Here is a 26,911-nt window from a genome sequence, read left to right as displayed (position 1 = left end):
GGGGACCAAAGATGAGTAAAATAATCGTCCGCGGTGGTCGGCGGCTATCGGGTACGGTAAGAGTTAACGGAGCAAAAAATTCCGTACTCCCGATACTTGCGGCATCATTATTGGCTCAAGAAGGCGAAAGTGTAATAATCGACGTTCCTCTTTTGGACGATGTCATCACTCTTCATCAAGTATTGGCGTCTTTGGGCGCGGCCATTACGTTCGACACGGACACGGCCCGCATTGACGCGTCCAAGCTTCATGCCGTTGAAGCACCATATGAGTTTGTGCGCAAGATGAGAGCTTCATTCCTGGTGATGGGTCCGCTGCTGGCACGTTTGGGCCGTGCGCGTATATCCCTGCCTGGCGGCTGTGCCATCGGCACAAGGCCTATCGACCAGCACTTGAAAGGCTTTGAAGCGATGGGAGCGGAAATTACGCTTGGCCATGGTTTTATCGAAGCGAGCAGAAACGACGGACGTCTTAAAGGCGCGAAAATATATTTGGATGTGGCCAGTGTCGGCGCTACCCAAAACATTATGATGGCCGCCACCTTGGCCGAGGGAACAACGACGATCGAGAATGCGGCGAAAGAGCCGGAAATCGTCGATCTCGCCAATTACCTGAATGCCATGGGAGCCAAAGTGCGCGGCGCCGGTACCGGCATGATCCGTATCGAAGGCGTCGACGCTTTGAAAGGCACGGCGCATAACGTTATTCCCGATCGTGTGGAAGCGGGTACGTACATGGTAGCGGCTGCCATTACGGGCGGTGACGTCTACATTGAAAATGCAATTGCCGACCACCTGGCCCCTGTCATCTCCAAGCTGCAGGAAATGGGTGTGACGATCGAAGAAGGCGAGAACGGTATTCGGGTCGTGACCGATCGGCCGTTGAAGGCGGTCGACGTTAAGACGCTGCCGCATCCGGGTTTCCCTACCGATATGCAATCCCAGATGATGGCGCTTCTGATGGTCTCCGAAGGAACCAGCGTCGTTACCGAGACCGTTTTTGAAAACCGTTTTATGCATGTCGAAGAATTTAAGAAGCTGAATGGGCAAATTAAGGTTGAGGGACGTTCGGCAATCGTTTCAGGCGGAACAGGCCTTAAGGGTGCGAACGTGTGCGCAACGGATCTTCGCGCGGGAGCCGCACTGATTTGTGCCGCCTTGCGGGCGGAAGGCGTCTCCGAAATTACCGGTACGCATCACATTGACCGCGGTTACGTCAGCATTACGCAGAAGCTGGCGGCACTCGGTGCGGACATTCGGCGCGAAGAGCTTGTTCCGGTTGAAACGGAGGAAATGGTGGCTGCCGTCAACGCCGCAGCAATCGAACTGAACCTGGAGGAGAACCTTAGCGAAGCTGAAGAGGTGGAAGCCGCATCCGCATTCTCACGCGACAAAGAAGTAGCCCGGCTAAAAATTCAACCGACCTGGGCATAAAAAGATAGGAGCAGGAGAGGACAGCCGTCCTCTCTTTTTGCGTTTAAGGACTCCCGTGCTTTCCTCGGCGCACCGAGTTGCTGCTATCGCCGCCTTTTAGCCACTCACCCATCGGCTCAGAAGTCGTGGGTGGCGGCGCCTTACTTTCCGGCAAGCCGTCGCTGTTTTCCGTTCCTTTTAGCCACTATCCCCTTCACTCAGAAAAATGTCGCTCCGACAAATGTGTCGCTCAAGAAACTGCCGCTCAAGAAACTGTCGCTCAAGAAAAATGCCGCTCAAGAAACTGCCGCTCAGAAAAATGGCAATTTATGCTCGTATCGGCGTCATGGTTTCCAATTACGAAGTAGGTGCAGAGGTTGTGGGACAGGGGTGAGTCAAGTACGGCTTGCCGGTCTCCGTTGCCATTGGGAATCCACAGATGGGAACAATGCTCGCACTGTGTCCATCCCCTACTACCCCCATGATTCCTAAAAGGAAGGCCGATTGAATCCCGATCTGTTACAGGCATCTCCGCTGCGAAAGAAAGCCGGTTGTACATTTGGACGCCTTCGGTTCATGCCAACGCGGCAGGTTGTGAGGAGTTCTTATCAATAAATCCGATGGCATTTGTATATTTGGCATACCACTTGATAAAATGCGGCCGCAGTTCTTCGTAACCGGCAGGTATGGCAGGTGGCTGGTAAAGGAAACTAAATGCCGGTCCGCGATTGATAAGTGATTTGTAGGTTATGACGGCCGTCGTGGCGCACATTCGGCATAAACGCACAAAAGGGTTATGGCCTTGGAATGATTGATTTATACGAAAGCAGTAATCGTCCAGATAAGCCTGCAGGTGTTTGGCGCCCAGACCGTGAAAAGTATCGTTTAGCCACCGGTAAGCTTGCTTGCACAAATCCAGCAAAGGACGGCAGCGGTTGGGGTCGTATTTGCCGGTAATGCAGACGAGATCCGTCGTTTGAGGATGGACATGCTGGGATATAAATGCTTGTCCGCCATGTTTGCTCACCGACAAGCCGGCAATATAGCAATCGGGAGCCTGCTTCATTTTCACATAAGTAAAATGGCCGTCTGGATGCAGAGTGGCCCCCGCAAGCAGGGGGTGTTCCTCCGGAAGCCGGAATACGGTAGGATTCAACTTGCTTCCGTAGGTCGACGTGTTCACACGGACGATTCCCGATAGCGGTACGCTTTTGTCTGCGTTGGTCACGGCATGTCTCAATTTGTGCAAAATTAACCATGCGGTTTTGTATGTGACCTCAATATCCGAAGCCAATCTAACCGCATTGGTTCCTCCGGGCGCGGCAAAAAGAAACATTGAGCGGAACCATTTCACCAGAGACGTGCGGCTGCCTTCCATAACGGTTCCGGCCGTGGCGGACGTCTGGTGGCGGCAAGATTTGCAATCGAACAAAGGCAAGCGACGACTGCGAATAACGTAGGCTTCCCGGCCTTCGCACTTGGGGCAAACGAAGCCGTTCGGCCACTTCGCATCGACAAGAGCGCGGACGCAAGCTTCTTCATTGTCGAATCGGTCACAAAAAGCGGCTAAGGACAGTTCCCCCATGGCCCAAACTCCTTTTAAGAACATTTGTTCGAAATTATTGTACCAAACGTTTGTTCGTTTTTCAATAGGGAATTGAAATGTTTCATCCAGTTTTTTGAAGGTTCGATTCAAGGCGGCTTACCGTTTGCCATTCTCAAGGGCCAGTGTCGGACGGAAAAATCGCGTTCTCTTGCCGACCATGGCATCCGGGCCTGGACGATAACGGTTAAACGCCGGGTAAATCGTATGCTGAGCCGACGGGATAGTGGTTAAAAGGTCTGGAAAAGACAGCAGGCTGAGCCGACGGGATAGTGGTTAAAAGGGCCAGAAAAACACCGTATGCCAATCCCCCTGGATAGTGGTTATTAGGGGCGGATGACAGGGACACCGGCATCAAGTCATTGCGGTCGACAGAGGTGCTTAAAGTGCTTTATGCGGTACTTTCGACTCAATGGGATAGCGGCTAAAGGCGCGTTCTATCCTACCATTTGCGCTCATAGAATGGAGTACGTCCCGAGGTAAGAGATTCCGGGAATTCATCGCGCAAACGGAAGGAGCAGGACGGGCGCATGGCAGCATTCAGCAGGTGGCGAGGCCGGAGATTCCGGCACCGGCAAAAAGGTCGCAGCAAAGGCGGAAGCGGAAGCACCTTTCTTTGGTGGGTCTCGTTCGGCTGCGGCGCGTTTCTGTCGATATTGGTATGGCTGCCGGGGTTGACTCTGTGGGACATTCCGGGTGACAAAGGAGAGCAACCGCAGCAAACGGAAATGCCCGTCGACGCAACTTCGGGCGGCACAAACGGCACAGGCGATGAACGGTTCGTGCCGGAAGCACCGGCCGCCCGGAAAAGCGGGCCGTCGGTCTCGCAGCTCCCCGACGAGGGGGAGAGCTCGCCAATCGATCGAGTAACCGTAAATGTGCTGGTTACGGACGAGCAGAGGGTAGAGACCGTGCCGATCGAAGCGTATGTAAGAGGAGTGGTGGCAGGGGAAATGCCGGCGGATTTCGAACCGGAGGCGCTGAAAGCCCAGGCGATCGCGGCGCGCACGTATATCGTCCGCAAGCTAAGGCTTAACGCCGGGAACGCCGGGAACGCCGGAGAAGCGTCTCCCCGGTACGATGTGACCGATGCGACGGAGGATCAGGTTTATATCCCGGCGGAGAGGCTGAAAAAGCTGCGGCAGACCGGGGCGGAAGCAAAGCTGGGCGCCATAGAGCGTGCGGTGGAGGCTACCAAAGGTCTTATTGTGACGTATGACGGGGAGCCGATTCAAGCGGCATTTTTCTCGACGAGCAGCGGCTACACGGAAAACTCGGAGGACTATTGGGATCAGCCGCTGCCGTATTTGCGGAGCGTGCCCAGCCCTTGGGACAAAGCGGTGTCTCCCCGCTACAAGCAGGAAGTGGAGATGTCCCTTCAGGAGTTTTACGCAAAGCTGGGCATCAAGAAAAAGAAGAAGATGCCGCTTCGCGTGACGGGTCTCACGGAAGGGCGCCGTGTCCGGGAGTTTGCTGTCGGGGCCTATACGTTCACGGGCAGGGATACAAGGGAGAAGCTGGGACTTCCTTCCTCCAAATTCACTTGGGTTGTAACCGGGGACCGGATTGTTTTTACGACTTACGGCTACGGACACGGGGTCGGAATGAGCCAGTGGGGCGCCAACGCTTTGGCGAAGGCAGGCAAGACGGCGGAACAAATTCTGCAATACTATTACACCGGCGTCCGAATCGAACAAGCTTCAAATCTATAAAATTATGAATCGCCTCACGTATAAACGACGGCTATCTGGCAACAATGGCTAGTGAGGTGATAAGAAATGAATGACCAAGACAAAAACAAGCAGTCAAATGAAGAAGCCCCCAAATTGAACCGGGGCCAGGAAACCGTCGCACCGTCGGCATGGAAAAGGATGTTGTCGAAAAAATGGGTATCTCCGGCAGCATTCATGGCAGCGGCGGCAATCATCGTAACGTTAATGTGGATCTATCAGGGGGCGGACACAACCGAGACGACTACCAAGAATGCCGATCCTGCCGGAGCCAACATCAGCGCCGATGGAAAGACCGACGCTCAGGACGAAGACGCGCTCCAAGTCGCAAGCTTGAATGAAGTCATGCAATGGCCTGTCGTCGACCGCGGCCAAGTGGAAGTGTCGCTTCCGTTCTACGACGAGCAAGCTTCCGCTAAGGAACGCGAGCAGGCGATGCTGGTTTCCGGCACGACGTTCACGCCGCACATGGCGCTTGATCTAGCGAAAGCGGATAACGGCGCATTCGATGTGACGGCGGCAATGAGCGGCAAGGTGACGGTGGCCGAGCAGCATCCGACCAACGGTTATACGGTTGAAATCACGCACGGCGACAACCTGGTGACCGTGTACCAAAGCCTCAGCGACTTAAAAGTCAACGTGGGCGACGAAGTGAAGCAAGGCACGATCATCGCGAAAGCGGGGCGCAGCGAGCTGGAGAAGGATCAGGGCGTGCATGTGCACTTCGAGGTGCGCGAGGACGGCAAGCCGATCAATCCCAACCTGCTGCTGGAAGAACAATAAGCATGCCGGAATGCAGGAAAGCGGGGGAATCCTCCCCCGCTTTTTGCGTTTTCCGGAAGACCGCCCCGTCCTTTTTCCGAAATATTTGTACGAACAGGCTTGTCACGCTTGGCTACAAAGAATATATGCCTGCTCCCCTCATATAATGTACCAAACTATCTCGAGTTGGGAGGCGGGAGCGTGCACGATTACATCAAGGAACGGACGATAAAAATCGGTCGATGCATCGTAGAGACGAAAAATACCGTTCGGACCATCGCCAAAGAGTTCGGTGTTTCGAAAAGCACGGTTCATAAGGATTTGACCGAACGGTTGCCGGAAATAAATCCCGATTTGGCGGATCAGGTGAAGCACATTCTCGAGTACCATAAGTCGATTCGCCATTTGAGGGGAGGCGAGGCGACGAAAATCAAATACAAGAAAGCTCCCAACAAAAAACGGGAAGTGCTGACGGCCGGAAAAAGCTGACGAATTTTCTACAAAAATAGAGGAATTTCGCCAAAGGCGGCGAATAATAACGTCAGGTATTTTTTGGGTGGCGGAGATGCGTCGGCCGCGTATCTCACTAATGGTGCTGGAGGACTTACGACATATGCTGAGCAAGGATATCGGAATCGATCTCGGTACGGCTAACGTATCCATTCATGTGAAGGGAAGGGGAGTCGTACTGGATGAGCCATCGGTCGTTGCGATCGAAAGCGATTCGAAGCGGGTGTTGGCGGTCGGAGAAGAAGCTCACCGCATGGTCGGAAGGACTCCCGGCAACATCGTGGCGATTCGGCCGCTTAAGGACGGCGTCATCGCGGATTTTGAAATTACGGAAATGATGCTAAAGGCATTTATCGAACGCGTGGGCGGCCGGACCTGGTTCAGTCGTCCCCGCATTCTGATCTGCGCGCCGACGAACATCACGTCCGTCGAACAGAAGGCGATTCGGGAAGCGGCGGAACGGAGCGGAGCCCGCGAGGTCTATTTGGAGGAGGAGCCGAAGGCGGCCGCCATCGGGGCTGGAATGGATATTTTCCAGCCCAGCGGCAATATGGTGGTCGATATCGGCGGCGGAACGACCGATGTCGCGGTGCTGTCCATGGGCGACGTCGTCACCGCTTCATCCATTAAGGTGGCGGGCAACAAGTTCGACGCCGAAATCATGAAATATATTAAAAATAAGTACAAGCTTCTGATCGGCGAACGCACGAGTGAAGAGATCAAGCTGAAAATCGGCACCGTGTACACGGACGGACGCAAGGAGTCGATGGATATACGCGGCCGCGATATGGTGACGGGCTTGCCGCTGACCGTCAACATTCGCTCGGAAGAAGTGCGGGAAGCGCTATGGGACTCCGTATCGGCGATCGTGCAGGGAGCCAAGGCGGTGCTTGAACGCACGCCGCCGGAGCTGTCGGCGGACATTATCGACCGGGGCGTCATTCTGACCGGCGGCGGAGCGCTGTTGGACGGGCTGGATGCGCTCATGTCTGAGGAATTGCGGGTGCCTGTCGTCGTCGCGGAGGATCCGATACATTGCGTTGTCAAGGGGACGGGAATTATGCTTGACAACCTGGATAAGGTGAGCGGCAAGAAGTTGGGCTGACCGGCCCGGGGGCCGAGCGTTTGGGGGAACGCGTCGGCAGGGCCGGCCGCAGCAAGGGAGGGGCGCCGGACCTATAAATCAAAGGCGCAGCCGAACCGATAAAGTATAGACCGGAATAAATCGGACAAGCGTAAGGAGTAGAGCGATGTTACGCGGACTTTATACCGCCGCGGCGGGGATGATGACCCAACAGCGGAAGCACGATACCGTTACCAACAATATATCCAACGCCAATACGCCTGGCTTTAAGCAGGTAAACGCAATCTCCCGTTCGTTCCCGGACATGCTTCTCGAATTGACGGGCGTCCAGGGAGAGAAGGCCAAACGCATCGGGATCTTGAATACCGGCGTATTCGCGGAGGAAAGCCTTTCGATCCACGCGCAGGGTGATTTGTCCGATACAGGGCGGGCCTCCGACTTTGCCATCATGTCCGACATCGAAGTGCCCGGGCTGACGTTCGACGCTTCCGGCAAAGCGGTAGCCGCGAACGGGGACGTTATGTTCCAGCCGCAGGTTTTCTTTACGGTACAGGACCGGGACGGCGAAGTGAGATATACCCGTGACGGTACGTTCACCTTGAACGAGGAAGGTTTCCTCGTCACTTCCGACGGCTCGAATGTGCTCGGCACGAACAACGCGCGGATTCAATTCGAGCCGGGAACGGCGATTGAAAACCTCACGCTAACGCGCGGCCAGCGGTTCATCGACAGCCGTACCGGGCTCGATACCGGCCGGCAGCTGCTCATGACACTTGTGGAAAATCCGAACAAGCTGGTCCGGGAAGGAAACAGCAAGTTCCGGCTGCAGGACGGGAGCTCTCCGGTAAGGCCGGTTGACGCGAATGACCGGTTCGAGGTGCGCCAAGGCTTTATCGAACGGTCCAATATCGATTCGGCCCAATCGATGGTGGATTTGATCTCCGCATTGCGCGCTTACGAATCCAATCAAAAGATGGTACAATATTACGACGAGAGCTTGAGAAAAGCGGTAACCGAAGTCGGACGCGTCTGATTTCGGTGAGAGAAAGGAGCCGGTTCGATGAACAGCTCGATGATTAATGCGATGGTCTCCATGGGCGGGCTTCAGCAGAAGCTGGACCTGCTCGCCGATAATATCGCCAATGTGAACACGGCGGGCTATAAGCGCAAGGATGCCACCTTCGAAGACCTTCTGACGAATATGAAACAGCAGCAGGAGGCGTTCGAGCAGCCGGTGCGCTTGACTCCGCTGGGCTTCAATCAAGGGTGGGGCTCGCGGATGGTGCTTGTGCAGCCGGACTTGTCGCAAGGGCCGATCCAACGCTCCGACAACGTGAACGACATTGCCATTCAAGGCAGCGCCTTGTTTGAAGTGGCGGTCGACGATTTGGGCAACCGCGCCTTTACGCGCAACGGCGCTTTTCAAATGACGATCAACGAGAATAACGATGCCGTTCTGACGAACGCCGACGGCTATCCGGTAATCGCCGAAACGGCGGCCGGGGAGGGCCGGGTCGTCATCCCCGACGGTTACACGATGCGGATCGATGCTTACGGCAACATTCAAGCCGTCTCGAGAGACGGCTTCGACGTCCGTGATGTCGGACGCCTGAAGCTGGTCCAGCCGATTAAACCGAGCGTGCTTACGCCTGTAGCGGACAACCTGTTTATTGTGGCGCAGGGACTGAACGAAGGCGATGTCGTTCGCCGCGTCGTTCCGGAGGAAGGCAATGACGTCCGGTTGATGCAGGGCTATTTGGAGCAATCGAACGTCGAGCTGGGCAAGGAGATGTCCGAGCTGATCATCGTCCAGCGGGCCTATCAAATGAGCGCAAGGGCATTATCGTCCAGTGACACGATGATGCAGCTGGCGAACAACTTGCGCGCCTGATGAATGCCATGAAGAAGCTGCCTTCGGAAACCGTCGGAGAATCGCAGAAGCCGGCAGGCGACGCTTCGCAAAAAACTGCCCGCCGCCGTCCTGTTGCCCTGCGGATCGTGCTTGGCATCCTGCGTTTCTGTCTCGTGCCCGCGCTTTGCGTTGCCGCTTTGCTCGGGGGGCTGTACGTCGGTTATGTCGTATTTGGCAAAGCGCCCGCCGGCGAGGTTTGGAAATGGGAAACGTGGAAGCATATGTACGACCTTGTTTTTTCCGAATCGTGAGCCTGCCCATAGCCAAATGAATGAGCCGTTCCTTGTTGGAACCGGCTTTTTTATTTGGAAAGAATATGGATGGCGGCCGGGTTGGTCCCCGACCTGCGGCAGTTTTTTTTTTCACAGGGTAGAGGTATAATGGTTGGGGAACTTGGGTAACGGCTCCACACAAAGAAAAAGGGGGAGAGGAGACGTTGAATCTGCCGAATATGCTCACGACCGTGCGCTTTCTGCTGATTCCCGTGTACCTCGCCGTGTTCGCGGGCGGGCATATGATTTCGGCGTTCCTCATTGTTGCGGCTGCGGGTTTGACCGACATTCTGGACGGGTACATCGCGCGTTCGAGAGGATTGATGACGGCGCTGGGAGCGATGCTGGATCCGCTTGCCGACAAAGCGATGCTGATCGCCGTTATCGTTTCCTTGCTCGTCACGGGCCACATTCCGTGGACCGCTGCGGCGGCGCTGTTCGCGAGGGATCTCGGCATGATCGCCGGGTCCGCGTTTTTCCATTTTAAAGGCAAGAAAACCGTGCAAGCCAACGCAATGGGCAAGCTGACCACCGTGTTTTTCTATGTGGCGATTCTGTTCATCTTCTTCGAGCTCGAGGGCGCCCTGGGCGTGCTCTGGTTTGCGATCGGCTTCTCGTTCCTGACCTCTGTCGTTTACATCGTTCAGTTCATGGCGCTCAACCGTGAGCGGATTTCCTGAACGGGGCGGGCCGGCGCGCCGCGCCGAAAAGGAGCCCATCCGCCGGAATGCTTCGATTCCGTCGGACGGGCTCCCTTATCTCAACCTCCATGATCTGCAGCACATGAAGGATGTTATTATGGTTTCTGGATTAAGGCGGTTTTATACCAAGCTGGAGCGAAGGAGCAACCAATCTGTGATGGATATTAACGAAATTCAAACGATTATTCCGCATCGGCAGCCTTTTCTGCTGATCGACCGCATTCTGGAAGCCGAAGCCGGCGTCCGCGCGGTAGGACTTAAAAATGTGACGATGAACGAACCGTTTTTTGCGGGTCATTTTCCGGGCTTCCCGGTGATGCCGGGCGTATTGATCGTCGAAGCGCTGGCGCAGGTCGGCGCGGTGGCGATTCTGATGGTGGAGGCCAATAAAGGCAAGATCGCGATGTTTGCGGGTATAGATAATTGGCGTTTCCGCGGCCAGGTCACGCCGGGCGATACACTGACGCTGTCCGTTGAAATCACCCGCCTGAAAGGGATGATCGGCAAAGGTCAGGCCACGGCCAAGGTCAGCGATAAGGTCGTGTGCGAAGGCGAGATCATGTTCGCGCTTACCGACCCGCAGTAAACGGAACATCATATCATTAGAAGGGGTTGGATGACGAATGGCGATGGAACCTGCCGTAATGAAGCGTTATCAGGCATGGATGGAAGACGCGCTGATCGATGAGGCGACGAAGAAAGAGCTGGCGGGCATTGCCGGCGACGAGAAGGAAATCGCAGACAGATTCTACAAGGAGCTCGAATTCGGTACGGGCGGGCTGCGCGGCGTAATGGGCGCGGGCACGAACCGGATGAACGCCTTTACGGTGGGGAAAGCGACGCAGGGGCTCGCCGATTGGCTGCTTGGACGCAAGGACAAGCCGTCTGTCGTCATCGCGCACGATTCCCGCAATCATTCGCCGGAATTTTCGCTCGTCGCCGCTTCTGTGCTGGCGGCGAACGGCATCACCGCTTATTTGTGGACGAGCCTTCGGCCGACACCGCAGCTTTCGTATGCGGTTCGCGCGCTCGGGGCGGACGGCGGCATCGTCGTGACGGCCAGCCACAACCCGCCGGAGTATAACGGCTACAAGGTATACGGGGCGGACGGCGGGCAGCTCGTGCCGGCGGACGCCGAGCAGGTGATCGCGAGCATCCAGCGGGTCGCGAGCTTTGCGGACGTGCGCCGGATGCCGCAAGAGGAGGCGGAGGCGAAAGGGCTTATCCGCTGGCTCGGCGACAAGGAAGACCAGGCTTATGTCGACGCCGTTGCGGCGGAAAGCCTGAATCCGGAGCTGCTCAAGGGCGGCGCGGGCGACGCGCTCACCGTCGTATACACGCCGCTGCACGGCGCGGGCAATATGCCGGTGCGGAACGTGCTGGCGCAAGCGGGCTTCGGCAACGTGATCGCGGTACCCGAGCAGGAGCGGCCGGACGGGTATTTCCCGACGGTCAAGTCGCCAAATCCGGAGGAGCGGGACGCATTCGCGCTGGCGCTTGAGCTGGCGAGGAAGCATGATGCCGACATCGTGATCGGCACGGACCCGGACTGCGACCGCATGGGGGCCGTCGTGAAAAATCGCGAGGGCGAATATGTGGTGCTGAGCGGCAACCAATCGGGCGCGCTCATGGTCCACTACTTGCTCAGCCAGAGAAAGGAACGCGGGACGCTGCCGTCCGACGGCGTCGTCGTCAAGACGATCGTGACGAGCGAGATGGGCGCCGACATCGCCGTCCATCATGGCGCGGAGGTCGTCAACACGTTAACGGGCTTCAAGTACATCGGCGAGAAAATGACCGAGTATGAGCGGACCGGTTCGCCTACTTTTCTTTTCGGCTATGAGGAAAGCTACGGCTATTTGGCCGGTACGTACGCGCGGGACAAGGACGCGGTGATCGCGTCCATGCTCATCTGCGAAGCGGCGGCCTATTACAAGAGCAAAGGCAAGACATTGTACGAGGTGCTTCTGGAGCTGTACGAGCAATTCGGCACGTACCTGGAGCATCTGGAGTCGCGCACGTTGAAGGGGATCGACGGCGTGCGGCAGATCGGCGCCATCATGGAGGATTGGCGCGGCAACCCGCCGGCGGACGTAGCCGGTGTGAAGGTCGAGCGCATGCTCGATTATTCGCGGGGACTGGACGGTCTGCCGCGCGAGAACGTTCTGAAATTTATTCTGGCGGACGGATCCTGGTTCTGTCTCCGGCCTTCGGGGACGGAGCCGAAAATCAAAGTTTATTTCGCCGTGCGCGGCGATTCGCAGGAAGAAGCGGCCCGGGCCATTGTGAAGCTCACCGGAGAAGTCATGGCGCGCGTAGACAATAGAAGCTAAGGAGTGGACAGCTTGCTTTCGACTTATCGACAATGGAACCGCCGCGCCCGGACTCTCCTCTGGGCGTTGACGGTCATCGGCGCGCTGGCGGCGCTGCCGCTCGGCTTCGCTCGGCACGCGGTGGAGCAAACCTCGCGGGAGGTCGAATTCGTGTTCGACTACCGCGACCTGGTGACGATCGCGGCCTACAAGGCGCGGCCGCAAGATTTTATTCGGGACGAATTGGTGAAAATGAAGGAAAGCGGCATCACGACAATGGCCGTGTATGAAGCCACCTTCGAGGAGCTGAGCTGGGCGGGCCGCCTGACGGTGTACAGCTCGGCGCAAGCCGCGGCGCTGAGCGGGAAACCGGCACCGCTCAATGAGAATTTTACGTATGTGCTGTTTGCGGATGGCGCGAGCCGCGGGGCGATCGAACCGCTCGTGCGGAACGCGTTCGCGAAGATCGATGTGGCCGTGCGGACTTGGTCGTTTGGCGGGCGGGAAGGGCTGGTGCTGGAGACGCCGGTCGAGAACGCGGCCGTCAGGCCGATGATGCCCGATCCCGTCGCGCTGGAGCAGCTGAGCCGCGAGGGGTTTCAAATTTTGCCGCGGCTCTCGGACCGCATGCAGCCTTATAATGCCGCCGAGATGGAAGCGGCAATGGGGCGATTCGCCGAGCTGGGCGTAAAGCGCATCCTGTTCGACGGGGAACAGGTGACGGGATACAACGATCAGGCGAGCCTGAAAAGCCTCGATCATTTTGCCTCGCTGTTGAATAAATACGATATCGGCGTCGCGGCCATCGAAAATATCAGCACCCCGCAATTGGGGTTGAATAAATTGGCTTATCTGACCGATTACAACGCTGTCCGTCTATACTCGCTGTCCGACGCCGACAGCGCGGCCTTGAGTCCCGCGACGATCGCGGACCGTTTCCTGCTGGCCGCGAAGGACCGTAACATCCGGTTGTTCTTCCTGAACGGCGCGCCGATCCGCAGCATTGACAAAGCGGCCGTCGTCGACCCGCTCGACAACCTGTACGAGGCGATAGGCGGCTCGGAGGAGGAGCCGGGGGCGGTCGCGAAGCTGGCCGCAGCCGGCTTTGAGACCGGCTCGGCCAAGCCGTTCGAGTATGCATATGCAAGCTGGCAGAAGGCGCTGAGGGCGGTTGTGACCGCCGGGGCGGTGGCCGTTGTCGCATTGCTGGTCGGCGCGTTTGCGCCCGGCTTGCTTCTGCCGGCCTTCGCGCTCGGCCTTATCGGAAGCGCAGGCTTGTATGTCTTGAACACTGCGCTGCTTGAGCAAGCGCTGGCGCTCGGCGCGGCAATCGCCGCGCCGACGCTGGCCATCATCTGGGCGCTAAGCCGCGTGCGCGCCCATACCGAAGGCAACCGCCGGACGGTCGGCGGCGCTTGGAACACAGCGGAGCCGGCGGATGCCGCCGCCGATCGCTCCGACCGGCTGTTCGGCGGCCGCTGGATGTTCGACGGCCTGCCGGCCGGCAAGCGCCTTGTTTCGGCGCTTGGCCTGTATGCGGTGACCGCCGTTATTTCGCTGCTCGGCGCCGCGCTCGTGTTCGGCCTGCTGAACAATATTACGTATATGCTCAAGCTTCAGCAATTCCGCGGAGTCGGCCTGCTGGCCTTGGCGCCCATGGCGCTTACGGCCGTATACGTATTTTTGTACACGGGTCAATCGGTCCGGGATAATTTCCGGAAATTGCTGCGTCTGCAGATCACGGTATTATGGGTTGCGGCCGCGGCCGTTATCGGCATGGTCGGCCTCTATTATCTGTCGCGTACGGGCAACGCGGGACAGGCGTCGACGCTCGAATTGATGTTCCGCAGCGCGCTGGAAAGCACCTTCGGCGTGCGGCCGAGAACGAAGGAGTTTCTTATCGCCCATCCGCTGTTCCTGCTCGGCCTGTTCCTGTCGCTTCGATACCGGGCGGCGTGGGTATTAATGATTGTAGCTTCCATGGGACAATTGTCGATTGTCGGGACCTTCTCGCATATTCATACGCCGATTGCGATATCCCTCATACGGGTGCTGCTCGGCCTGGGTCTCGGCGCCATCATCGGACTCTGCCTCATTGCGTTTTGGCAGCTTGCGGAAGGAGTATGGAAAGCATGGGCGGTCCGGTCTACGGCCAAACGTTCCGATTAGTTGTTTCGGGCTACTACGGGTTTCGCAACAGCGGGGACGAAGCGGTGCTGAAATCGATTCTGTTCGCGTTGGAGCTGGAGGCGGAGCGGCAGGGCGTGCGGATCGAGCCGGTCGTGCTGTCGATCGATCCCGCGTGGACGGCCGCCATGTACGGCGTCGAGTCGGCGCACCGGATGCGGCCGATGGACGTGCTGCGCGCCATTCGCGGCAGCGACGGGCTGATCAGCGGCGGCGGCAGCCTGCTGCAGGACGCGACAAGCGCCAAAACGATCCCCTACTACACGGGGATTCTGCGGCTCGCGCAGCTGCTGGGCAAGCCGACGTTCATCTATTCGCAGGGCATCGGACCGGTCAACCGGCGATGGATGAACCCGCTGATCCGGGGCGTCATGAAGCGGAGCCGCTATGTATCCGTGCGGGACGCCGAATCCGCGGCGCTGCTCGCGCGGATGGGCGTCGACCGCGGCCGGATCGAGGTCGTGCCCGATCCGGTGATGGGGCTTCCGCTGCCCGAAGGCGCGGAAGCGTCCGCCGTCGCAGGCGGCGCGCCCGCGGCCGAACCGGGCGGCGACCGCGTGCCGGTGGTCGGCGTCTCCTTGCGCGGATGGCGCAAGGATGCGTCCGACCTGGCCCGCGCGGCGTCGGCCTTGGCCGCGCTTGCGCGGCGGCGCCCGGTTCGCCTGCGCTTCCTGCCGTTCCACATGCCCGAAGACGCCGCGGTTTCGCATGCCGTGATGGCCCGTCTGGGCGCGATCGGCGCCAGTACCGCCGAGGTCGCCGCGCCGGGCGACGATCCGCAGCAAATGCTGCTGGAGGTCAGCCGGTGCGACCTCGTATTCGCGATGCGGCTGCACGCGCTCATCTATGCGGCCAATCGGCAGGTGCCGATGCTCGGGCTGTCGTACGACCCGAAGATCGACCGGTTTCTCGGCCGGCTCGGTCTTACGGCGATCGGGACGACCGAATCGCTGGACGATGAGGCTTTTGCCGACGCGGCGGAATCGCTGCTGGACGAGGCCGGCGCCGAGGCGTGGCGGAGCCGCCACAGGGACGCCATCCTGAAGCTGAAGGATGAGGCGGAGCGGCCGGCGAAACAAATTGTTCAATATTTGCGTCAAAAGATAGTGAGGTCGAGGTGACGAATCGTTTCATGAAAGAGACATCAAGGCCGTATCCGACGGTTACCCTGTTCGGGCTTCCGTTCTCCAAAATGAATATGCGCGAGACCGTCGACTATCTGGCCGGCGCAATCGAACGCAGGGAGCCGACGCAAGTGATTACCGGGAACCCCATCATGATCATGGCTGGGCTCGACGATCCGGATTATTACCGGGTAATGGCGGAGGCCGAGCTGATCGTACCGGACGGCGCGGGCGTCGTGTGGGCGGCGGAACGGGCCGGAGACCCCGTTCAGGAGCGCGTGGCGGGCTTCGATCTGCTGCACGAGCTGATGCGGGAGGGCGAACGCCGCAGATGGTCCGTTTATCTGCTGGGCACGACGCAGGAGACGATCGAAGAAGCGGCGCGCAGGCTGCAGGAAAGCTACCCGCTTGCCCGGCTTGCCGGTTGCCGCAACGGCTATTTCGGGCCGGATGAGGACGCGTCCGTCGTCGAGGGGATTCGCTCGGCCGCGCCGGATATGCTCTTTGTGGCCAGGGCGCTTACGACCCAGGAGCCGTGGATCGGCCGGTACAAGCAAGAGCTCGGCGTTCCCGTAATGATGGGCGTGGGAGGCAGCTTCGACGTCATCGCAGGCAAAACGAAACGGGCGCCGCTGCTTTTTCAAAGGCTCGGGCTCGAGTGGTTCTACAGGCTGATGAAGCAGCCCACACGGGCCGCCCGAATGCTTGCGCTGCCGAAATTCGCAGTGAAAGTGGTTCGCGCCGGAGAAAACCTTGCAAAACGCCCGCCCAGACCGTGAAAAATTCGTCTAAATCGTGAAAATCGAATGAAAACGGGGTTGGCGATTCCTTTTCGATCGGAGTATAATCAATCCGGTATGAACTTAAGGGGAGTGTCCAAATGCCAGTCAGCTTATATTACATCATCGGCTTTACTATTTCATTGATGATCGCGCTTTTGATGACACCGGCGGTTAAGAAGCTCGCGTTCAAAGTAGGCGCCATTGACAAGCCGAACGCAAGGAAAGTCCATTCGCGGATCATGCCGAGGCTTGGAGGCCTGGCGATTTATCTGGCTTTCGTCGCCGCGTTTCTGCTCTTGTTTCCGTTCCTGCCCGACGGGTTGTTGAACCGTTACGACATGAACCTGATCAAAGGCCTTCTGGTCGGCGGCACGATGATCGTGCTGATCGGCGCGCTCGACGACCGTTTCGAGCTGTCGGCCAAAGTGAAGCTGCTCGGCCAGATCGCGGCCGCGGCCGTCGTCGTTTTCGGCTTCGACGTTCAAATCAACCTGCTGAATATTCCTTTCGGAGAGTCTATGCAGCCTGTTGCGGAGTGGCTTTCCATTCCGCTCACGATTTTCTGGATCGTCGGCTGTACGAACGCCATCAATCTGATCGACGGTCTGGACGGACTCGCCGCGGGCGTTTCCGGCATCGCGATCGGCACCATACTGGTGATGGCCGGCCTGATGGGATCTGAACCGGTTATTCTGATGAGCACACTGCTGCTCGGCGGCATTATCGGCTTCCTGGTGTTCAACTTCCATCCGGCGAAAATATTCATGGGCGATTCCGGATCGCTGTTTCTCGGCTTCAGCCTCGCGGTTCTGTCGATGTTCGGCTTCAAGCAGGTGGCGATCGTCTCGTTCGTAACGCCGCTTCTGATTATCGGCGTTCCGATGGCCGACACATTCTTCGCGATCGTGCGCCGCATGGTCAACCGGAAACCGATTTTCGCGCCAGACAAAGGCCATTTGCATCACTGCCTGCGCGAGCTCGGCTACAGCCACCGCCGCACCGTTCTTATTATTTACGGGATCGCCGCCTTTTTCGGCGTGAGCGCCATCATCCAATCAACCGTCATTCAATCGTCCGCGGCCAACTGGGTCACCTTCGTAGTCATCGCCGTCCTGGTGTTTTTTATGCAGATCGGCGCGGAGCTTATCGGTCTTGTCGACAAATCGAAACGGCCGGTGCTGGACTTCATTCAGCGCTTGCGGATGAAGCTTATTGCGCAGTCGAGGGGCAAGTAAGCATCCCGCAAAAAAAATCACAAAACCCGAGAGCCTTACTCCCCCAAGGGATCGAGGCTCTTTTTCATTCCTCCGCCACTAAATTTTCGGATGCGGCCGGCCGATAACAATGGTACGGAAACTGTCGGTCACCATACATAAGACTGCGGTAAAAGTCAAGTTTTTTGACGAAAAAGTTTGAAGGGGTGATGCGCGAAATATAGATTTGAAGTGCCTTTGTAAGCATTCCAAACAGACCTAACTGTTTCAATAGGTAGTATGCTGAATATTCAGATTTATCTACTGATTACGCTGTTGGTGACGTAACGTTTTTGCTTGACTTGTGCTCCGTTTTTTCTTACATTGGATACAAGTGAAGTGTGTTACGAGCTGACTGCGTGTTCCTTCGGATGTTGAGTCCGTTGTGTTCCAGCCCTTTGTCGCGTAGACGACGTTGCGGCAGCCGTACCCTTCGCTTTTTTGTGTTCTTTTTTTGGAATAGGCTGTGGGATTGCAGTCGTGTTACCCACGGTATCCATAGTATCCACAAGCGGGGTTTCGGTAACGGAAACATTGTCCACAGGTGCAGGGGCGTTCGTCTGGTTATCCACCTCCTTGTTTCGCTTCATGCGTTCTTCCGGTGTCATGTAAAGTTGGTTTGTGGATAACATGGCATGGACGAGACGCACCAGCTTACGGGCTGTGAGCGACAGCGCTCGTTTGTGAGCATGGCGAGTGGCTTCTTTGAACTTCCGTTGGTAATAGTCGTTGTATTCGTCATTATGGTTGACCATACTCTGGGCTGCGATCATGAGTCCGCGTCGCAGATAGACATTGCCGGTTTTGGTCATAAAGGTTTCTTCTGCACGGAAGTTGCCGGACTGTTTGGTCCTCCAAGTAAGACCGGCATATTTAGCTAATTTGGATTCGACCTCGAATCGTGAAATATCACCGATCTCCGCGATGATGAGTGCGGCAGACACGGGTCCGATGCCAGGGATGGAGAGCAACGGATGCTTAATCCCTTTCATCGCTTTCTCGATCTGCTTCATAAGGCGATTCAAGTGTTTGTCCAATAGATCGAGCTGCTGCAAGGTTTGCTTAATGAGCAGATGGACGGAGTCGACAAGCCCTTGCGGAACAACAAAGGAATCCTGGACCATTTGAAGGACATCTTCCGCTTTCTGCTTCGGGTCCCGGAAGTGATTCTTACTGAAGTCCTTCAATAGGGTCTGCAGCTCGTCAGCGGTCACCTCGGCCATCTCTTCCGCCGATTTGTACTTCTTCATTAATCGGCAAGCGGTAGCTCCGTAACGGTCGGAGAAGGGCTTACAGCGAATCCATTCACTAAAGGTCAAATACAGGAAGGAACTCGCATAGTTTTTCAGATCTGTTTGCTGCTGAATCAGATGGACATAAAATCGCGTCAGGCGCTGCAACCCTAAAAATTGCTCATTGTGGATATGCTGAGGGGCAATGCCTCGTCCAAATCGAACACGGTCTGCAATGATCAACGCATCGACCTTGTCGGTTTTATCCACATCTGGATAAGCATGACGGAAACTCTCCACCAACTTAGGATTCATGGCCAGCAGTTGCGTGTTCCACTGCGCAATACGCTCATTCTGTTGGAGCGCATGGAACAAGGGAAACCAGTACAGTCCTGTGGCTTCCATGCCTAACGTTACGGAAGTCGCTTCCTGCTTGTGGATATGCACATCTAGATGCTCGACAAGCTGCTCCATGCCGGGGACATTGTTAGAAAACCGTTTCGGTTTGCCAATGGGATTTCCATCCCCGTCCATTGCATGAAAATGAAACTCTTTTAAACCGATGTCAATACCGCCGTATAACTTGCTCATGAGGTTCACCACCTGAATGAAGAATCGTATGATTTCGAAACGTTGCAGGATATAGAAATCCCTGAACTCTGGCTAGGTCAACAACCTCGCTGATACATGAACTCGAAGGAACAAACTGCGCGTTAGAAGTACATGCCAGAGAAGGGAACGCATTCTTAAAAAGAAGTCACCGAAGTGCAACAAGGAGGAGGTGCGTTTCCCCTATACCCGCTCGGGATATTATTCATGAATTTCACGGATCCTGCAAGTTCGAATTCAATTTTCAAAGAGATGTAAAGCCTTGTGGCGCAAGGGCCTAGGCCCTTGTTTAACGCTAAATCTATTTTAGTACGAGGAGGAGAATTTGTGGCAACCATGTGGAAAAGAAAGATCAGTCTCGTTCTCATCATCGCGCTGTTCGTCACGCTGGCACCCTGGAGCAAACCGGCGTCCGCGGCGTCCGACTCGCTATACTTCCAGTTCAACAATCTGGGGAGCAGCCAGGCGTCGGCGCCCGAGGTGGTCGCCAACCGGATCACCATCTCGGGATCGTTCACCGGCGTATCGTCGAACAGCATTTCTTATAAAATCGAGAAAATCGTCAACGGCGTGGCGGAAGAATCTTCGGTCGGCACAACCGCCCCGATCATCTCGAACGGCCAGAGCTTCTCGTTTCCGAACGTGCAAATTTTCGACGGCATGAACAAAATTACTGTAATCGGCAAGAACGATGCGGGGAACACGGTCGAAGGAAGCGGCTATGTTTTTTTCGGCAACAACCCGATGATCACACAGGTCAAGCTGTCGGACAACCGGGTTCTCGCGAGCGGCAAGCCGCTTATCGTGGGGACGGCCAGTCCGGGCGTTATCATTTCGGCCAGCAACGCGACGGAAGTGACCGTCAACGGCACGCAGGCGTTCAGCGGCAGCTCCGGAACGTATACAAGCACGACGCTCAACCTGACGCCGGGCCATAATTACCTGGTTATCGTAGCGAGCAACAACGGCAAAACCTATACGCTGACCCGGGAGCTCATTTACTACGCGAATGCGCCTACGGCATACGGTTTGACGGCAGGATCGTTCAGTCTGGACGGAAGCCCGACACTGTACATCACGGGTTCGCAGACGATTTCGGGCAAGCTGTCTTTTGTGAGACCGTCGCCTTCGCCGAGCACGGCACCGACGGTTATGCTTGAGGTTTCCAAAGGATCGACTTTGCTGTCGACATTGACCACAACGGTCAGCGCGGCCGTTTATTCGAATCCGGGCTATGTGGACTTTCCTTTCAGTTCCACGGCTCCATTCAATTTCACCTCCGGCGGCCAGGGCGTGTACAGCATTCGTGTAAAAAGCGACCCTTGGGGCTCGCAAAGCGCCGCCAACTTCCCGGTGACGTTCACAAACTCGGATCCGAACGCTCCTTATATCTCAAGCATCAGGCAATTATACGGGGTTACGGAATCAAGTCCGAACGTGACCTATACGGACAGTCCGATTTTCGCCGACAACATGACCGTGCTTCAAACGCCGCTTTATTTGATGATGCAGACGGTCAACGGTGTCGGAACACCGACATTGAAGGCTTTCGCCGACGGTGCGGAACTGACGTCCGCGACATTCAGCGCGACGCCGTTCACCTCTTCGCCGGGCAGCTACACGGTTTACCGGATCGATAAAATACCGGCTGGCGAAGTGCGGCTGGAGTTTTCCGTAAACGGTTCGTTAACGACGAAGTCGGTTACGTTCAATTTCTTGCCCGCTCCATCGATCCAAATCACCAATCTGACCAACGGCAAAGTGTTTACGAGCTCGGGTGCTCTGGCGCTTGCGGGCGGGGTACAAGGCAAGCTGGTGAACTTCAACACAACCGCCGGATCGCCGGACCTGACCGGCGTGAGCATTACGGTAAACGGCAAAACGGCTCCGATTCCGATATCCGCTTTGCCGGCTGCTCCGACTTTCGCTTATACGGACGCGACGAATCTCGCGCTCGTTGCAGGCCCGAACACGATTACGCTCTCGGGCACGGCCAACGGAGTGCCGGTCTCAACGGCGATAACGGTTTACTACTTGTCCGCGGATGAACCGTCGATCTTCGGTATCTTGCCGGTGCCGAGGAATGTGCCGCCGCAGGCGCCTAACAACGCGGATTCGGAAGACAAAATCGTTCAGCAAGGCAGCACCCAGCAATATACGACGGAAGAGCTCAACCTCGACATTCTGTTCGATGCGACCAAGGTGACCGACCTGACCATTCAAGAGGACGGCAATGTAAAAACGACCGCCAAGGATACCGGATCGGGCATGACGAGCATGGATACAAGCTATCTGATCGTTGAAGACAGCTCCGATACCGACGGCGATGCATACAGGCTGCGCGTGCTTGTAAGCCTGCCCGCTACCGGCGGCTCCAAAAGCATCACGATTTCCGGCAGAATCGGCACGGTAAGCGTCTCCCAGACGGTAACGATCTCGCGGGTGATTCCGCCTTACCGGATATTGTCGCCGAAGCTGCCGGAAGAAGCGGTTATCAACCAGAACTTCCTGGACGTGGTCATTCGGGCGGAAGGCGCCGACAGCATCGACATCGGCAAAGAGAGAATGGCGAAGGATCCGAACGATTATATATTCCGTTACCAGGTCACCAAGCTCAAAGCAGGCAAGAATAAGGTTGATTTCACGGTCAACCGGGGCAACCAGAAGGTCAAAGGGACCTTCGACGTCAATTACGCCGCCGACGATTCCGTCGGGGCGCAATTAATGGCGGAGCTTACGGCATCCGGCAAAATTTCCGCTTTCAAAGGCAATCTCACCTTGTCTTTTCCGAAAAATACGTTCCTGGCGCCCGCCAAAAAAGGGCTGAACGTAGACGGGTTGTTCGACTCGCAGAAGATCATGTTCGGTATCGCCGGACGCGACGGCCGAACGATCAAGACGGAGAATATCAACGGTACGATAACGCCGATCAGCACGAACCCGAGCGCGCAGAATTTGCTTACGCCCGTTGCGCAATTCGGATTGATGTCGGAGATGTACTGGATTGATCCCGGATACGTGAATATGGCGTCCCTGAACAATTACCAATTCGTCAAAGGCGAGCATCCGTATAAAGCGGGCGGAAACAATTTGCCGTTCTACGGACGCAACGAACCGGATTATTGGCTGGTCCCGTCCCAGCGGGGAACGATTACGATCAAATATGACGGAGCCCTTCGCAACGACGCGGCAAGCAATCTGGGCATCTGGCGGTTTGACGGCGTTCAGTGGATCAATCTCGGCGGCAAAGTGGACACCGGCAAGAAAACGGTCACGACCGACTTCGACGGCTTCGGCTTCTATGCCGTTCAGACGCTGCGCTACAGCCAGAACGATGTCGTGAGCCATGAATTCGCCCGCAACTCGCTTGAGCTCATGTTCGCCCGCGGCATCATGAACAAGAAGAGCGACAACGAATTCGGCGTATACGACAACATCACACGCGGGGAGTTCGCGCAGCTGATGGTCAAAATGCTGAAAATCCCGCTCGATTACGACGATAGCAATCTGACCTTCGACGATGTGCCGAATCTGGCAATCCCGGGCGCGCTGTGGGATTACAGGTACATCGAGACGGCTGTCCGCAAGGGCATCGTCCGGGGACGCGGACCGAGAATCTTCCTCCCCAACGAGCCGCTGACACGCGAAGAGGCCGCAATCATGATCGCGAGGGCGACGAACCTGCTGAAAGGCAAGGAAGATCCGAATAAAGACAAAGCGGCGCTCCAGAAGCTGTTCACGGATGCGAACCTGATCAATTATTATTCGATCAGCTCCGTGCTCGCCATCAACAAGGCGGGGTATATTACGGGCATTCCGAACCCGGTCAGCGGCGGCGCGAAGCCGACCTTCCGGTTCGACCCGCTGACGAACATGAAACGGGCGGAAGCCGCGGTGATCGTCGAGCGCGTGATGAAGAAAGCGAAGCTTCTATAATTAGTAAGAACCGAGTAAGCTAGAAGAAGATGAGCCGGCTGGAGAAGCCAGGCTCTTCTTCTTTTTTCTTGGAAAATGTTTCGCGTCGACGACGAGGGAGGACACAGGCTATACTAATCAAGCGACGGGAAAACGGACCGGCTCTGGAAGGCTTCGGATTTCGGCTGAACGGCGCAAACCTTTTTAAAACTTTTTTCCGCGGCTCGCAACTTTTTCGAGTAACATGCGTTTATATACATGTAACTCGAAACGGGAAGCGGAAACGAGGAGAAGGCATACATAGAACTTTCTCTTTACGGTAGAATTTGCCCATTGTATAATGTTAAAGTGTCGGGTCGAATCTACCAGATTTTTCTTCTTGGTTTTACGAGTTTCTGCGACATGTTCTTACATAGGGTTTAACATGTACGCAGACACATTCTATATGTATCGCGCTCTACTCTGGGAAGGGGGTGAATCGGCCGATGAGGGAAACGAGCCATCACATTTTTCATCAAAACTCTCAACAACCGAAGGATTTTAGAGGAGGAGAAAAAAAGGTTATGAAGAAAAGTTTATCCCTGCTCGTAGCCATCGCTATGGTGTTCTCGATGTTCGCATCCGTAGCGGCTGCAGCCACGGACACGCAAGGCAATTATGATGTACTTAAAGAGGCAGGCATCTTTACGGGCTTCCCGGACGGATCCGCAGGTCTCGACAAGCAAATGACACGCGCAGAGTTCGCGGCGGTTATCGCTCGCGCAATGAAGCTCGACACGACGGCGAAGGCTTCTTTCGCTGATGTTCGCACAGCTTACTGGGCATCCGAGGAAATCGCGGCAGTTGCTAAAGCGGGCTACATGGAAGGCGTCGGCGCCAACAAGTTCAACCCGACTGCCCAAGTATCCGTTGAGCAAATGGCAACGATCGCCGCTCGCCTGGTGGGTCTGGAGAAATCCGACGCAGCAGTAGAAGGCAAAGTAAGCGGTTGGGCTAAAGGCTGGGTAGCAGCAGCTGTTGAAGCGAAGCTGATCCCTGCTTCCACGAACTACACGGTTATCGCAACGCGCGGCCAACTGGTTGACGCTACGTTCGCTGTAGTAAGCCAATCGGGCGCACTGATCTCCGTAACGGGCTACAAAGTCGTTGACGCGAAGAACGTTGAAGTATCGTTCTCCGACAAAGAAACGGAGAAAGTAGCTCTGACGGAAGCGCTGAAAGCAGGCGACAACACGATCAAAGTTACGCACAAAGGCAAAGAGTACAGCGTAACGGTCAAGTTTGAAGGTCTGGCGATCTCCAAAGCCGAGCAAACGAACAACCGTGAAATCACGGTAACGTTCAACCGCGCTCTGACGGATGCCGACAAAACTGGTCTGACTTACGAAGTAAAGAACGGCCTGGTAACGTACACGGTTACGCCTACCTGGTCCGCTGACAACACCTCCGTAGCTCTGGCTTCGAACTTCCTGCCGGCAGCTGAGTACGACGTGACGGTTAAAGGCTTTGCACCTGTTAAAGTCAAGGTTGAAGACGAGAAAGCCGCGAAAGTTGAAATCACGGCTACCTCGCTGCAAAAAGCAAACAATCAGGATCTTGGCGTGAAACTGTTCAACCAGTTCGGTAAAGAAATCGCCAACCCTGGTCTGAGCATCTCGGTTTACAACGCTACTCAAGGCAAGACGATTGCAGCTGACGCTGACGGCAAGTACGACCTGGCTCTTGACGCAGACGCAAAAGTAGACGACAACTTCGTTGTTACGGCTACGCATGCTTCCTCCGGCCTGAGCGCAACGAAGACGTTCAAAATCGTGGCAGGCAGCGCAGCAACGAAAATCGTTCTGGGCACTGTAGCGCCTTTGAAAGACAAAGTCCGCATTTCCGCCGGTGAAGACGGTCTGGTTCTTCCGATCGAACTGACGGATCAATACGGGACGAAAATCAAGCTGACTCAAATGGCGAAACAAACGCTTTCCGCAAATACGTTTACGCTGGACGGCATCACGTTCATGCTGAGCGAAGCCGGCGTAATCGACGCAGTTGAAGTCGACAAAGACGGCGTTCTGAAAATCGACGTTGCAAAAGCGGCTACGCTGGTAGTTAACGCAGTTAACCCTTCCACGGGCGCAGTAGGCAGCACGACTATTAAAGTTGAAGGTCCGGCTGTTGTCAAGACGCTCCAACTGAGCAACCCTGGTATCGTAGTTGTTGCAGGCGAAGAAGTTAAGATTCCTTTCGCAGCAGTTGACAACTTCGGTGGTCAAGTAGCAGGCAAAGACGTTAAACTGGGTGCTGGTACGGACCAAGTTAACATCACTTCCAATGTAGCATTCGAAGCTGGTTACCCGCGCATCAACGGCAAAGGCGAACTGCTTGTTAAGTTCAACAGCACCCTGGCTGCAAAAACGACCGCTTACATCTACGCCTATGTTAACGGCGGCCAAGTTGGCTCCCTGCAACTGACGGTTGAAAAGAAAGCTACGGATGTTAAAATCAACGGCATCAAAGACGTTCAAGTAAACCTGGCTAAAGGCGCGAAGGTTGACTTCGACCAAGACAACATCACTAAACTCGATAGCTACAACCGTACGACGACTGTCGCTGCAGCCACGTACTCGGTAACCTCGAGCAACGCTGCAATTGTGAACTATGTTGGCGGTCAATTGGTCGGCTTATCGGAAGGTACTGCCGAAATCACGGTTAACTTCGCAACTGGCGGAACGACTGACACGGCTTACAAGTTCAACGTAACTGTTGTGAAAGCTGACGACATCAAAACGTACGCAATCAAAACGATCAACACGATTTACGCTAAATCTGATCTGAATGCTTCTTCCGCTCATGCTGTAACTGTACAACTGGTTGGTAAACTTTCCAGCGGCACGGAAGTAGCATTGGATCAAGCTACTGCATTCAGCTTTGTGACAACTTCCGACAGCACGAAGATCGGTGTTGGTACGGGCGCAGACGCGAAGAAAATCTTTGGTCTTGACGAAGGTAAAGCAACTATCGCAGCTTATAGTACAGCTGGCGTAAAACTTGCCGAACAAGAAGTAACGGCATCCAAAGCTGCACCTGTAGCGGCTAAGGTAGAATTCGCAAAATCCGAGTACGCTGTTGTTGACGGCAATACGATTACGTTTACTGTCAACTCGGGTACGGACAACAAGATCTCCGTTAAAGACCAATACGGTGTAGACATCAACCCGTCGGCATTCTTGACGTCTGGCGACGCTAAGATCGCAATGGTTGGCGCCGGTACGCTGGTTGTAACGGCTGTTGATCCTGGTCAAGTAACGCTGACCTACATCACGGCTAACAACGTTACCGGTTCCACTACACTGGTAGTTAGCGCTACGTAATTTATGCTCTTAACGAGAACGGACAGGAGTTTACTCCTGTCCGTTCTTTCTTTTTATCATTTTTCCTTCTGGGGGAACTTCTTATACCTATTTCCGAAACAAATATGGAAAAACCATCGTCTAATACAGTATAAAGAAACCAGGAGGAG

At 55.8% G+C, this 26,911-nt stretch carries 19 protein-coding genes; 17 read left to right on the top strand and 2 right to left on the bottom strand.

The genetic code is table 11. The annotated features are described in order from the left end of the window. Window positions 1–11 precede the first annotated feature (11 nt). A complete protein-coding gene (gene murA / locus RWM61_RS02400; RefSeq protein ID WP_313996995.1) occupies window positions 12–1,433 on the top strand; it encodes a UDP-N-acetylglucosamine 1-carboxyvinyltransferase in 1,422 nt (473 codons plus the stop codon). Between the two features lie 553 nt (window positions 1,434–1,986). Here the strand turns inward: murA and RWM61_RS02395 are convergent. After that, entirely contained in the window at window positions 1,987–2,997 is a 1,011-nt protein-coding gene (locus RWM61_RS02395; protein ID WP_313996993.1) for an IS1595 family transposase, read from the bottom strand. A gap of 548 nt (window positions 2,998–3,545) precedes the next feature. Here RWM61_RS02395 and spoIID point away from each other — a divergent pair. From spoIID to RWM61_RS02325, 14 genes are all read left to right on the top strand, one after another. Then, window positions 3,546–4,727: a stage II sporulation protein D gene (gene spoIID / locus RWM61_RS02390; RefSeq protein ID WP_313996991.1), complete on the top strand. Its 1,182-nt coding sequence runs from the start codon at window positions 3,546–3,548 to the stop codon at window positions 4,725–4,727. Window positions 4,728–4,793: 66 nt separating this feature from the next. After that, entirely contained in the window at window positions 4,794–5,528 is a 735-nt protein-coding gene (locus tag RWM61_RS02385) for a M23 family metallopeptidase (RefSeq protein WP_313996988.1), read from the top strand. Window positions 5,529–5,708: 180 nt separating this feature from the next. Beyond that, a complete protein-coding gene (spoIIID, locus tag RWM61_RS02380) occupies window positions 5,709–5,996 on the top strand; it encodes a sporulation transcriptional regulator SpoIIID (protein ID WP_313996986.1) in 288 nt (95 codons plus the stop codon). 124 nt (window positions 5,997–6,120) lie between these two features. Further along, window positions 6,121–7,122, top strand: coding sequence for a rod shape-determining protein (locus RWM61_RS02375; protein ID WP_313996984.1), 1,002 nt, complete (start codon window positions 6,121–6,123; stop codon window positions 7,120–7,122). A gap of 145 nt (window positions 7,123–7,267) precedes the next feature. Next, the gene (locus RWM61_RS02370; RefSeq protein WP_313996982.1) at window positions 7,268–8,134 is read left to right on the top strand and encodes a flagellar hook-basal body protein; all 867 of its coding nucleotides are present in this window, start codon (window positions 7,268–7,270) and stop codon (window positions 8,132–8,134) included. A 27-nt stretch (window positions 8,135–8,161) separates the two neighbouring features. Next, window positions 8,162–8,992, top strand: a complete 831-nt coding sequence (locus RWM61_RS02365) for a flagellar hook-basal body protein (protein WP_313996980.1) — start codon at window positions 8,162–8,164, stop codon at window positions 8,990–8,992. 8 nt (window positions 8,993–9,000) lie between these two features. Continuing rightward, window positions 9,001–9,264 carry a DNA-directed RNA polymerase subunit beta gene (locus RWM61_RS02360; protein WP_313996978.1) on the top strand — a complete coding sequence of 88 codons (264 nt, stop codon included), beginning with the start codon at window positions 9,001–9,003 and terminating at the stop codon, window positions 9,262–9,264. Window positions 9,265–9,449: 185 nt separating this feature from the next. Next, window positions 9,450–9,965, top strand: a complete 516-nt coding sequence (locus tag RWM61_RS02355) for a CDP-alcohol phosphatidyltransferase family protein (RefSeq protein ID WP_313996976.1) — start codon at window positions 9,450–9,452, stop codon at window positions 9,963–9,965. 178 nt (window positions 9,966–10,143) lie between these two features. Next, complete coding sequence (gene fabZ / locus RWM61_RS02350) at window positions 10,144–10,572, top strand: 3-hydroxyacyl-ACP dehydratase FabZ (RefSeq protein ID WP_399537745.1); 429 nt, start codon at window positions 10,144–10,146, stop codon at window positions 10,570–10,572. 37 nt (window positions 10,573–10,609) lie between these two features. Further along, entirely contained in the window at window positions 10,610–12,319 is a 1,710-nt protein-coding gene (locus RWM61_RS02345; protein WP_313996972.1) for a phospho-sugar mutase, read from the top strand. 12 nt (window positions 12,320–12,331) lie between these two features. Next, entirely contained in the window at window positions 12,332–14,467 is a 2,136-nt protein-coding gene (locus tag RWM61_RS02340) for a DUF5693 family protein (RefSeq protein WP_313996970.1), read from the top strand. Continuing rightward, a complete protein-coding gene (csaB, locus tag RWM61_RS02335) occupies window positions 14,431–15,606 on the top strand; it encodes a polysaccharide pyruvyl transferase CsaB (protein WP_313996968.1) in 1,176 nt (391 codons plus the stop codon). The genes RWM61_RS02340 and csaB overlap by 37 nt, the downstream gene beginning before the upstream one ends. Before the next feature lie 11 nt (window positions 15,607–15,617). Further along, on the top strand, window positions 15,618–16,388 hold the full coding sequence (locus RWM61_RS02330; protein WP_313996966.1) for a WecB/TagA/CpsF family glycosyltransferase: 771 nt from the start codon (window positions 15,618–15,620) through the stop codon (window positions 16,386–16,388). Window positions 16,389–16,489: 101 nt separating this feature from the next. Beyond that, window positions 16,490–17,626 carry an MraY family glycosyltransferase gene (locus RWM61_RS02325; RefSeq protein ID WP_313996964.1) on the top strand — a complete coding sequence of 379 codons (1,137 nt, stop codon included), beginning with the start codon at window positions 16,490–16,492 and terminating at the stop codon, window positions 17,624–17,626. 362 nt (window positions 17,627–17,988) lie between these two features. Here the strand turns inward: RWM61_RS02325 and RWM61_RS02320 are convergent, their stop codons facing one another. Continuing rightward, a complete protein-coding gene (locus RWM61_RS02320) occupies window positions 17,989–19,467 on the bottom strand; it encodes an IS110 family transposase (RefSeq protein WP_313996962.1) in 1,479 nt (492 codons plus the stop codon). A 354-nt stretch (window positions 19,468–19,821) separates the two neighbouring features. On the opposite strand from RWM61_RS02320, the gene RWM61_RS02315 reads away from it, so the two are divergent. Both RWM61_RS02315 and RWM61_RS02310 read left to right on the top strand, forming a co-directional pair. Continuing rightward, a complete protein-coding gene (locus RWM61_RS02315; RefSeq protein ID WP_313997133.1) occupies window positions 19,822–23,421 on the top strand; it encodes an S-layer homology domain-containing protein in 3,600 nt (1,199 codons plus the stop codon). Window positions 23,422–23,885: 464 nt separating this feature from the next. Then, window positions 23,886–26,762, top strand: coding sequence for an S-layer homology domain-containing protein (locus tag RWM61_RS02310; protein WP_313996960.1), 2,877 nt, complete (start codon window positions 23,886–23,888; stop codon window positions 26,760–26,762). Window positions 26,763–26,911: the final 149 nt, after the last annotated feature.

The organism is uncultured Paenibacillus sp., from assembly GCF_963515335.1.
Taxonomy (GTDB): Bacteria; Bacillota; Bacilli; order Paenibacillales; family Paenibacillaceae; genus Paenibacillus_I.
The sequence above is the reverse complement of the archived record's forward strand: the minus strand, read 5'-3'. Positions and strand labels throughout refer to the sequence as shown.

What these genes read in the sequence shown, in the direction of transcription:
- murA (WP_313996995.1), top strand. Translation starts at nt 12, where the DNA reads ATGAGTAAAATAATCGTCCGCGGTGGTCGGCGGCTATCGGGTACGGTA.
- RWM61_RS02395 (WP_313996993.1), bottom strand. Translation starts at nt 2,997, where the DNA reads ATGGGGGAACTGTCCTTAGCCGCTTTTTGTGACCGATTCGACAATGAA.
- spoIID (WP_313996991.1), top strand. Translation starts at nt 3,546, where the DNA reads ATGGCAGCATTCAGCAGGTGGCGAGGCCGGAGATTCCGGCACCGGCAA.
- RWM61_RS02385 (WP_313996988.1), top strand. Translation starts at nt 4,794, where the DNA reads ATGAATGACCAAGACAAAAACAAGCAGTCAAATGAAGAAGCCCCCAAA.
- RWM61_RS02375 (WP_313996984.1), top strand. Translation starts at nt 6,121, where the DNA reads ATGCTGAGCAAGGATATCGGAATCGATCTCGGTACGGCTAACGTATCC.
- RWM61_RS02370 (WP_313996982.1), top strand. Translation starts at nt 7,268, where the DNA reads ATGTTACGCGGACTTTATACCGCCGCGGCGGGGATGATGACCCAACAG.
- RWM61_RS02365 (WP_313996980.1), top strand. Translation starts at nt 8,162, where the DNA reads ATGAACAGCTCGATGATTAATGCGATGGTCTCCATGGGCGGGCTTCAG.
- RWM61_RS02360 (WP_313996978.1), top strand. Translation starts at nt 9,001, where the DNA reads ATGAAGAAGCTGCCTTCGGAAACCGTCGGAGAATCGCAGAAGCCGGCA.
- fabZ (WP_399537745.1), top strand. Translation starts at nt 10,144, where the DNA reads ATGGATATTAACGAAATTCAAACGATTATTCCGCATCGGCAGCCTTTT.
- RWM61_RS02345 (WP_313996972.1), top strand. Translation starts at nt 10,610, where the DNA reads ATGGCGATGGAACCTGCCGTAATGAAGCGTTATCAGGCATGGATGGAA.
- csaB (WP_313996968.1), top strand. Translation starts at nt 14,431, where the DNA reads ATGGGCGGTCCGGTCTACGGCCAAACGTTCCGATTAGTTGTTTCGGGC.
- RWM61_RS02330 (WP_313996966.1), top strand. Translation starts at nt 15,618, where the DNA reads ATGAAAGAGACATCAAGGCCGTATCCGACGGTTACCCTGTTCGGGCTT.
- RWM61_RS02325 (WP_313996964.1), top strand. Translation starts at nt 16,490, where the DNA reads ATGCCAGTCAGCTTATATTACATCATCGGCTTTACTATTTCATTGATG.
- RWM61_RS02320 (WP_313996962.1), bottom strand. Translation starts at nt 19,467, where the DNA reads ATGAGCAAGTTATACGGCGGTATTGACATCGGTTTAAAAGAGTTTCAT.
- RWM61_RS02315 (WP_313997133.1), top strand. Translation starts at nt 19,822, where the DNA reads ATGTGGAAAAGAAAGATCAGTCTCGTTCTCATCATCGCGCTGTTCGTC.
- RWM61_RS02310 (WP_313996960.1), top strand. Translation starts at nt 23,886, where the DNA reads ATGAGGGAAACGAGCCATCACATTTTTCATCAAAACTCTCAACAACCG.